This is a genomic window from Geomonas sp. (assembly GCF_035254065.1).
In the GTDB taxonomy this organism is placed as follows: domain Bacteria; phylum Desulfobacterota; class Desulfuromonadia; order Geobacterales; family Geobacteraceae; genus Geomonas.
The window spans coordinates 1-8,676 of the sequence record NZ_DATFBA010000160.1; the positions used below are offsets into that span (position 1 = coordinate 1).

Genomic DNA, 8,676 nt, shown 5'->3' on the forward strand with positions numbered 1-8,676 from the left:
GGTGGAACAACTATTTTTACTAAATCCGGTGATTTTTTGTACAGATAAATTATCTTAATAGGTCCGGCTTACGGAAAGAGTGCACAAAAAAAGGGGCGCCCTTTTTGGGGCGCCCCTTTTTGTCGATCAGCTCAGGCTGGAGAAAAAGCTACTTGCGCAGTTCCTTCACAATGGCCGAGAAATCCTCTTCGCCACGGCCGTTTTCCACGGCGGTTTCGAAGACCTTGGTGACGGTCTTCGCCGAAGGAAGATCGAGTTTCAGCTCGTCCGCGTACTCAAGCACGCGCTGCATCTGTTTATGGACGTACTTGAGGGCGAGGTTGCGGCTGAAGTCGCCGCGCGCGATGGAGCGTCCCTTGGAGTGGAAGAGCGGCGAGGCAACCCCGCCGGAGTCGAGCACTTCCAGGATCTTGTCCGGTTTGAACCCCATCTTCTCGCCGAACACCAGCCCTTCAGAGAGGGACTGCATCATCTCGGCCTGCAGCAGGTTCACGATCAGCTTCATGCGGGTGGCGTCACCGATCTTGCCGATGTGGATGATGTTGAGGCCGAAATAGGAGAACGGCTCGCGGCAGCGCCCCAGCAGGGACTCATCGCCGCCGGCCAAGATGGTGAGCAGGCCGTTGGCTGCGTGCTCCTTGCTCCCCCAGACCGGTGCCTCCAGAAACTGGACGCCGCGCTTGGCACACTCTTCCGCCATCCGCTCGATGGTCTCGATGCAGTGCGTCCCCATGTCCACCATGATGGTGCCGGCGTCGATCCCTTCCAGCACGCCGTTGTCACCGAAGACCAGGTGACGGCTCTCCGGGACGATCACGATGACCAGGTCCTTCCCCTTGGCGGTCTCCATCGGAGACTGGCCGACGGTCACCCCGAGCTTGGAGAGTTCGGCGACGGCCTGGGCGTCCTGATCGTACACCGTCAATTGATACTCCGACTTGGCGAGGTTGGCAGCCATGTGCAGGCCAACGGTCCCCAATCCTACAAAACCGATCTTTTTCAGCATAGTTAACCCCCCAAGATGTCTGATGCCGGGCATCAGCAGGTAAGTCTAAGCCCCGTCGGGCGGAGCAATCAGGTTAATGCGAAAAACTTGGCCCTTAATTATACTTGAATCATCCTATATTGCAAACATTGTTTTAACGAAACTTGATAACTCCCGCCCGATCGCACAGTTGGTAGAGCGGACAGCTGGAGCAGCGGGGAGAAACCGGGGTGCACTGGTTCTGGCCGAAGGTGACCAGGAGGTCGTTGATGACGATCCAGTACTCGGGCGGCAGCTTCGCCCGCAGGGCGAGCTCGGTCTCCTCCGGGGTGCGGGTTTTCAGGTACCCCCAACGGTTGCAGATCCGGTGCACGTGGGTGTCGACGCAGATGCCGGCCTTGGCGTAGCCCAGTGTCAGCACCAGGTTGGCGGTCTTTCGCCCCACCCCCTTGAACTTGAGCAGTTCGTCCAGTTCGTCAGGGACCCGGCCGCCGTGCTCTTCCGCGATCTGCCGCGAGATGTCCAGGATCTGCTGAGCCTTCACGCGATAGAAGCCGGCCGGGTAGATGGCGGTCTCCACCTGTTCGAGGGAGAGCCGGGAGAGCTTCTCCGGGGTATCGGCCAGCGCGAAGAGGCGCGCCGAGGTCTCGGCGGTCACCTGGTCCCGGGTTCTCAGCGACAGGATGCAGGAGATGAGCACCTTAAACGGGTCGCGGTCCTGGGTCGCCACGATGGTCACCGCCGGGGTCACCCAACCATTGACAGCCACGGCTTCCGTCAGGATAGCCATCGCCTGGTGAATCTCGGCGTCCTTCACCTTTAGAACCTGTTCCGCACCAGCCGCATGATCAGCACCCCCATGATCGAGAGACAGGCTCCCACGCAGAGAAAGAGAAAGCCGAGCGTGCGGCCGTCGCCCAGCCCGAAGATGTCGCTTCCTTTCATGAAGGCAATCAGGCCCATCCCGGTGAAGGCGCAAATCCCGCCAAAAACGAAAATACTCAGGGCAGCGATCCCGCCCGCATAACCTTTATTCATCGCCACGGCAATTCCTCGTCATTAAGCGTCACGTCCTCGCACTCTTATACAAGAAGCGCCAGGGCATGGCAACCGATAAAGCTGGTTAATCAACGTTTCGACGGTACTCCAGCCAGCTTTCCCAGCTCTCCCTCTCCTTCAAGGAGAGGGTCGGGGGTGAGGATGGGGTATTTACGCCGAAAGGCCTCCCCATCCTCATCCTGTCCTTCTCCTTGAAGGAGAAGGGACCCTACCAGGGAGATCGTCGCTAATTGGCAACAAAAAAGGCGGGGCCTCTGCAGCCCCGCCTCTTCCTTATTCGCCATCCCCGGCGGCTAAGGCCGCCCGGTGCTTATTTCGTGTGGCACTTCTCGCAATCGCCGGCGGCGGTGAAGGCATCCTTGCCGTTGTGGCAGGCGCCGCAGGACTTGCCGTTCTCCATGTCGTGCATGGTCATGTGCTTGCTGTCGATCCGGTACGGGAACAGCTTGGTGTGGCAGTCCTGGCACTTGTACATGTCGAGGTGGACCTGGTGGCTGAACTTGGCCTCGCCGATGGAGGTCTTGAAGATGACCACGCCCGGCTTGAACCCTTTGTGGCAGCGGTTGCAGTCGCCCACCGCGGAGAAGGCATCCTTGCCGTTGTGGCAGGCGCCGCAGGACAGCCCCTTACCCATGTCGGCCATGGTGGCGCGTCCCTGGTCCGCCCTGAAGGGGAAGTACTTGGTGTGGCAGTTCTTGCAGGCGAAGTTGGCGACGTGGAAGTCGTGGCTGAAGACCACCTCGCTGATCCCTTTGGGCTTGAAGACGATGTCGTGGGTCTTCATCCCTTTGTGGCAGCGTCCGCAGTTGCCGACCACGGTGAAGGCCTTCTTGTCGTTGTGGCAGGCGCCGCAGGTCTTGCCCTTCTCCATCTCGGCCATGGTGACGCGGCCGTCTTTGCCGGTGATCACCTTGGCGTTGTGGCAGCCATGGCAGTCGCCGTTCATCTTGGCCACGTGGGCGGTGTGGTTGAAGGTGACGTCTCCGGCGTTCTTGACCTTGTAGTCGACGCTACGCGGAGCCCCTTTGTGGCAGCGGCTGCAGCTCTTGGAGTCGGCCACGCTGAAGGCTTTCACGCCGGTGTGGCAGGCGCCGCAGGACTTGGTCTTCTCCATCTCTGCCATGGTAAAGTGACGACGCTCTTTAAGATTGAAAATTGCGTTGTGACATACCTTGCAATTATTGTTATATTTCTTCAGGTGAATCTCGTGACTGAAGGTAACCGGTTCGGCATTCTTGATGGGGAACTTGATGTCCTTTGTCTCCACCGCCCATACCGGGGAAACACACAGGAGGATGAGCGTAAGGATGGCGAGGCGAAACTGCATGGTACACTCCTTCTAACGAGAATTATTTAACTGTGTCCGAGACGTTAGACGCAATAATATACACACGAGACACAGTATCGTCAAACGAAAAGTATTGATGCTTACTTATGTTGTCATGCCTGTGATGCATTTGCCGAGGAGGCCGGATGAAAAGATCGTTTCCCTTTCTGCTTGCGATGATTTTACTCATCCATTCCGCCGCTTACGCCGCCTTCTTCAAGTGGGTGGACGAAAGCGGCGTGACGCACTTCACCGATAGCCGCAACAAGATCCCCAAGAAATATCGCAAACAGGCCAAAGAGCTCACCATGCTGGAGGATTCTTCGCCTGCCCACCCCACCCAGGAAGCCGCTCCCACCCCCGTCCAGCAGCCGGCAGCCCAGCAGCCCCCAGCCAACCAGGAGCCCACCTACGGCGGCCACAACGCACCGTGGTGGAAGGATCAGTTCTCCAAACTGAAAGCGCAGGTGAAGGATCTGCAGGCTTCCCTCGCCCAGAAGAACGCGAAGCTCGCCGAACTCAGGCGCAAGAGAGCCCTCTACTTCAGGGCGCAGGACCGGGTCGCCATCAACGAGATGCAGGACTCCATCGCTGCGGATGAAAGCAAGCTGAGCGATACCCTCAAGCAACTCGACGATCTGGACCAGCAGGCCACCAGGGAAGGGGTACCTGCCGATTGGCGGTAACACCCCTTGTTCCCCATTTGGCGCCGTTCTTGGCGGATTTATTAGCGGTTGCGGGCATGGTTAAGCTGTGCTATAAAAAGTTGCCGCTTTTACAAGGAGAATTCAGATTACATGAATGGTATCGACAAGATAATTGAAACTGCGCTGGCCGAGGACATCCACACCGGCGATATCACCACCCTTTCCGTACTTCCCGCCCCGCGCCGCATGCGTGCGCGCCTGATCGCCAAGGAGCCGCTGGTGCTGGCCGGCATCGCCGTCGCCGAGCGGGTCTTCGCCAAGCTCGACCCCTGCGTCGTTTTCACCCCCCTATTCGCCGACGGCGCGACCCTCAAGGCGGGGGACGTGATCGCCCAAATCGAGGGTGACGCCGCTTCCCTTTTGCAGGGGGAGAGGGTCTCGCTCAACCTGTTGCAGAGGATGTGCGGCATCGCCACCCAGACCGCCGCCTACGTGAAGGAGATCGAAGGTACCGGCGCACGCGTGGTCGACACCCGCAAGACCACCCCGGGCCTGAGGGTGCTGGAGAAGTACGCCGTCCGGGTGGGAGGCGGCACCAACCACCGCACCGGGCTCTACGACGGGGTGCTGATCAAGGAAAATCACATCGCGGCCGCCGGCGGCATCAAGGAAGCGGTCCGCCTGGCCAGGAATTACATCCCGCACACCCTGAAGATCGAGGTGGAGACCGAGAACATGGACGAGGTCGGCCAGGCGCTGGAAGCTGGCGCCGACATCATCATGCTCGACAACATGAGCCTGGACCAGCTGAGGGAGGCGGTGCAACTGATCGACAAGCGCGCGCTGGTGGAGGCCTCCGGCGGCGTGAACCTCACCACCATCAAGGCCATCGCCCAGACCGGGGTGGACATCATCTCGGTAGGCGCCCTCACCCACTCGGTGAAGGCCTCCGACATCTCCATGCTGATGGAGGAGCGTTGAAAGAAGCCGAGGTCGACGGCAGGATCCTGGAACTGTTCCGCTCCGGCGACGGCTTCGTCTCCGGCGAAGCGCTGAGCCGCCTGTTGGGGCTGTCGCGCACGGCGGTCTGGAAGCACGTCAACGCACTCCGCTCCGCGGGCTACCTGATCGAGGCGGTGCCTGCCAAGGGATACCGGCTGCTGGACTCCCCCAGGCTTTTGAACAAGCACGACATCGGCCAAGGCCTCACCACCCGCAGGATTGGAGCCAACCTGGTCTGCCTGAAGGAGACCGAGTCGACCAACAGCGTTGCCTTCAAGATGGCCGAGGAGGGTGCCTGCGAGGGGACGGTGGTGATCGCCGACGGCCAGAGCGCAGGCAAGGGACGGCTGGGACGCATCTGGCTCTCTCCGGCCGGGGTAAACCTGTACTGCTCCATCGTGCTCAGGCCGCCCATCTCGCCGATGGCCGCCTGTCAGCTCACCTTTCTCTCCGCCGTCGCGGTGGCGCGCGCCATAGAGAACTGCAGCGAGCTCACTCCGCAAATCAAGTGGCCAAACGACGTGCTGATCGGCGGCAAGAAGGTCGCCGGCCTGTTGAACGAGATGAACGCCGAGACCGAGAAGGTCAACTTCGTGGTACTGGGTATCGGCGTCAACCTGAACGTGCGGCTCTCCCAGCTGGGTGGCACCCTGCGCTACCCCGCCACCTCCCTGATCGAGGAGTCCGGGGTCGAGGTGGACAGGGTGGCCTTCACCCGCACGCTGCTTACCGAGATCGACGACCTGTACGACCGTTTTTTGGTCGAGGGCGAGGGGGCTATCAGGAACGAGTGGCTGGAGCGCTCGGCCATGCGCGGGCGCCAGGTGAAGGTGTCGGTCGGCGAGCGGCAGTTCGCCGGCGTGGTGCAGGGGGTCGACCAGTTCGGCGCCCTCTTGGTGCTGGTAGGAGATAAGGTGGAGACGGTGCTCTCCGGGGATGTCTCACTGATCTGACCGGCCGCCACCCTCACCCTGTCTGACAGGTCCGACAGGTGCGACAGGTCTGACAACGCAGAATGCAGTATTAAGAAAGAAGCTGGAGGTTTCATTTGCTTTTAGTTATCGATGTCGGCAACAGCAACATCGTGCTCGGTATTTACGACGAAGACAGACTGGTCAGGGATTGGCGGGTCTCCACCGACAAGTCCAAGACCATCGACGAATACGGCATCCTCTTTCACGACCTGTTCCGGCTGGCTGGCATCGGCTTTACGGACGTCAAGGACATCATCGTCTCCTCGGTAGTGCCGACCCTGACCGGCGTGCTGGAAAAGCTTGCCAGGCAGTATTTCAACATCCCCCCCTACGTGGTCGGCCCCGGCATCAAGACCGGCATGCCCATCCACTACGACAACCCTAAGGAAGTGGGCGCCGACCGCATCGTCAACGCCATCGCCGGCTACGAGAAGTACCGCCAGGCGCTGATCATCGTCGACTTCGGCACCGCGACCACCTTCGACTACGTCAACAAGAAGGGGGAATACTGCGGCGGCGCCATCGCCCCGGGGCTCGCCATCTCCATGGAAGCGCTCTTCCAGAAGGCGAGCAAGCTCCCCCGGGTGGACATCCTGCGCCCCCCCAGCATCATCGCCAAGAACACGGTGAACTCCATGCAGGCCGGCATCTTCTTCGGATACGTGGGACTGGTGGACGGCATCGTGCAGCGGATGAAGAGCGAGGGGAAGGAAAAGGTCAAGGTGATCGCCACCGGCGGGCTCGCCTCGCTGATCGCTCCCGAGTCCACCACCATCGAGTCGGTAGACGAGTTCCTCACCCTGGAAGGGTTGCGGATCATCTACCAAAGAAACAAATAGTTATAGCCGCGCAGCTAAAGTCATTGGCTGCGTCCACGACTGAGTCAGCTGCATCATGCGTCTGATTATCACTGGTTAAACGCGGATCACGGCTATAATAGGAATAGTAATAAACAAAGGAGGGAGTTGCAGAGACAGGTTTAGGGAAGACATAGGTAGATGAGGTTTTATTCGTTCGCTTTACTCACAGGTCGGGTTTCGTTTTCTGGGTGGGTCACTGACTTATTCAAAATCAAACGGAGGGCACCATGGGAAGGTATGAAACGGCAAAACTGCGCAACCTGGGCATTGTAGCTCACGGGGGGGCCGGCAAGACCTCGCTGGCCGAGGCGATCCTGTTCAACACCGGCATGATCGACCGCCTGGGCCGGGTGGATGACGGCAGCTCCACGATGGACTTCGAACCGGAGGAGATCAAGCGTCGCATCTCCATCACCTCTTCCCTGGACCACTGCGAATGGAAGGACTGCTCCATCCATCTCGTCGACACCCCGGGCTACGGCAACTTCATCGCCGACACCCGCGCCTGCATGCGCGCCCTGGACGGCGCCGTCGTCATTCTCTCCGCCATCTCCGGCGTCAAGGTCCAGACCGAGGAGGTCTGGAAATGGGCCAACGAGTTCGAGATCCCGCGCATCGCCTTCGTCAACAAGATGGACCGCGAGCGGGCCAGCTTCCTGCGCGCCATCGACGACATGGAGAAGGCACTCGGTGCGCGCGGCGTGGCCATCCAGATGCCCTTGGGGGCCGAGGAAAACTTCGAGGGGGTCATCGACCTGGTGCGCATGAAGGCCTACCGCTACGAGGACGACCTCTCCGGCAAGTTCAAGGAAGAGGAGATCCCCAAGGAGTACCAGGACGAGGCGCAGCGCCTGCGCGAGATGATGGTGGAGACGGTGGCCGAGGCCTACGACGCCCTCACCGAGAAGTTCCTGGAGGTGGGGGAACTGACCGAGGAGGAGATCCTCGACGGGCTGCGGGTTGGCGTCTTGAGGAACACCTTCACCCCGGTGCTGTGCGGCTCAGCGGTGCTGAACATCGGCGTCGCCCAGCTTTTGGACGCGGTCTGCGCCTACATGCCCTCCCCGCTGGACCGCACCAAGGCAGCCGGCATCAACCCGGCCACCCAGGACATCATCGAGCGCGGCCCCTCCGAGAGCGAGCCGTTCTCGGCGCTGGTCTTCAAGACCACCTCGGACCCCTACACCGGCAAGATCACCATCTTCCGGGTCTACTCCGGGGTGCTCAACTCCGACTCGGTGATCTACAACTCCTCCAAGGGGGTGCAGGAGAGGATCGGCCAGATCTACGAGCTGGAAGGCAAGAAGCAGCACGCCATCAAGCAGGCGGTGGCCGGCGATATCGTGGCGGTCACCAAGCTCAAGGAGACGGTGACCGGCGACACCCTGTGCGACGAGGCGAAGCCGATCCTCTACGAGCCGGCCCAGCCGCTGTTGCCGGTGATCTCCTACGCCATCGAGCCGAAGACCAAGAACGACGAGGACAAGATCCACTCGGCGCTGGCCAGGATGATCGAGGAAGACCCCACCATCGAGTCGCACCGCGACCCGCAGACCAAGGAGTTCATCATCTCCGGCATGGGTCAGGTCCACCTCGAGGTGATCGTCGAGAAGATGAAGCGCAAGTTCGGGGTCGAGGTGGTGCTGAAGACCCCCAAGGTTCCCTACCTGGAGACGGTGCGCGGCACCGCCAAGGTGCAGGGAAAATACAAGAAGCAGTCCGGCGGGCGCGGCCAGTACGGCGACTGCTGGATCGAGCTCGCCCCCCAGCCGCGCGGCGAGGGGTACCTGTTCGAGGACAAGATCGTGGGTGGCGTAATCCC

Annotated in this window: 9 protein-coding genes; 5 read left to right on the forward strand and 4 right to left on the reverse strand. The window is 60.6% G+C overall.

Translation table 11 applies throughout. The features are described from left to right. Nucleotides 1-148 precede the first annotated feature (148 nt). From VJ604_RS07690 to VJ604_RS07705, 4 genes are all read right to left on the reverse strand, one after another. Nucleotides 149-1,006: an NAD(P)-dependent oxidoreductase gene (locus VJ604_RS07690; protein WP_324081293.1), complete on the reverse strand. Its 858-nt coding sequence runs from the start codon at nucleotides 1,004-1,006 to the stop codon at nucleotides 149-151. 133 nt (nucleotides 1,007-1,139) lie between these two features. Next, nucleotides 1,140-1,802, reverse strand: coding sequence for an endonuclease III domain-containing protein (locus VJ604_RS07695; RefSeq protein WP_324081295.1), 663 nt, complete (start codon nucleotides 1,800-1,802; stop codon nucleotides 1,140-1,142). 2 nt (nucleotides 1,803-1,804) lie between these two features. After that, entirely contained in the window at nucleotides 1,805-2,023 is a 219-nt protein-coding gene (locus VJ604_RS07700; RefSeq protein ID WP_324081297.1) for a hypothetical protein, read from the reverse strand. Between the two features lie 331 nt (nucleotides 2,024-2,354). Beyond that, complete coding sequence (locus VJ604_RS07705; RefSeq protein WP_324081299.1) at nucleotides 2,355-3,371, reverse strand: cytochrome c3 family protein; 1,017 nt, start codon at nucleotides 3,369-3,371, stop codon at nucleotides 2,355-2,357. A gap of 146 nt (nucleotides 3,372-3,517) precedes the next feature. Between VJ604_RS07705 and VJ604_RS07710 the strand changes: the two genes are divergently transcribed. From VJ604_RS07710 to VJ604_RS07730, 5 genes are all read left to right on the forward strand, one after another. After that, nucleotides 3,518-4,057, forward strand: coding sequence for a DUF4124 domain-containing protein (locus VJ604_RS07710; protein WP_324081301.1), 540 nt, complete (start codon nucleotides 3,518-3,520; stop codon nucleotides 4,055-4,057). Between the two features lie 111 nt (nucleotides 4,058-4,168). After that, a complete protein-coding gene (nadC, locus tag VJ604_RS07715) occupies nucleotides 4,169-4,999 on the forward strand; it encodes a carboxylating nicotinate-nucleotide diphosphorylase (RefSeq protein WP_324081303.1) in 831 nt (276 codons plus the stop codon). Continuing rightward, a complete protein-coding gene (locus VJ604_RS07720) occupies nucleotides 4,996-5,973 on the forward strand; it encodes a biotin--[acetyl-CoA-carboxylase] ligase (protein ID WP_324081305.1) in 978 nt (325 codons plus the stop codon). The genes nadC and VJ604_RS07720 overlap by 4 nt, the downstream gene beginning before the upstream one ends. A 95-nt stretch (nucleotides 5,974-6,068) precedes the next feature. After that, nucleotides 6,069-6,833, forward strand: a complete 765-nt coding sequence (locus VJ604_RS07725) for a type III pantothenate kinase (RefSeq protein ID WP_324081306.1) — start codon at nucleotides 6,069-6,071, stop codon at nucleotides 6,831-6,833. Between the two features lie 248 nt (nucleotides 6,834-7,081). Further along, a partial coding sequence (locus VJ604_RS07730) for an elongation factor G (protein ID WP_324081308.1) occupies nucleotides 7,082-8,676 on the forward strand: 1,595 nt, incomplete at its 3' end.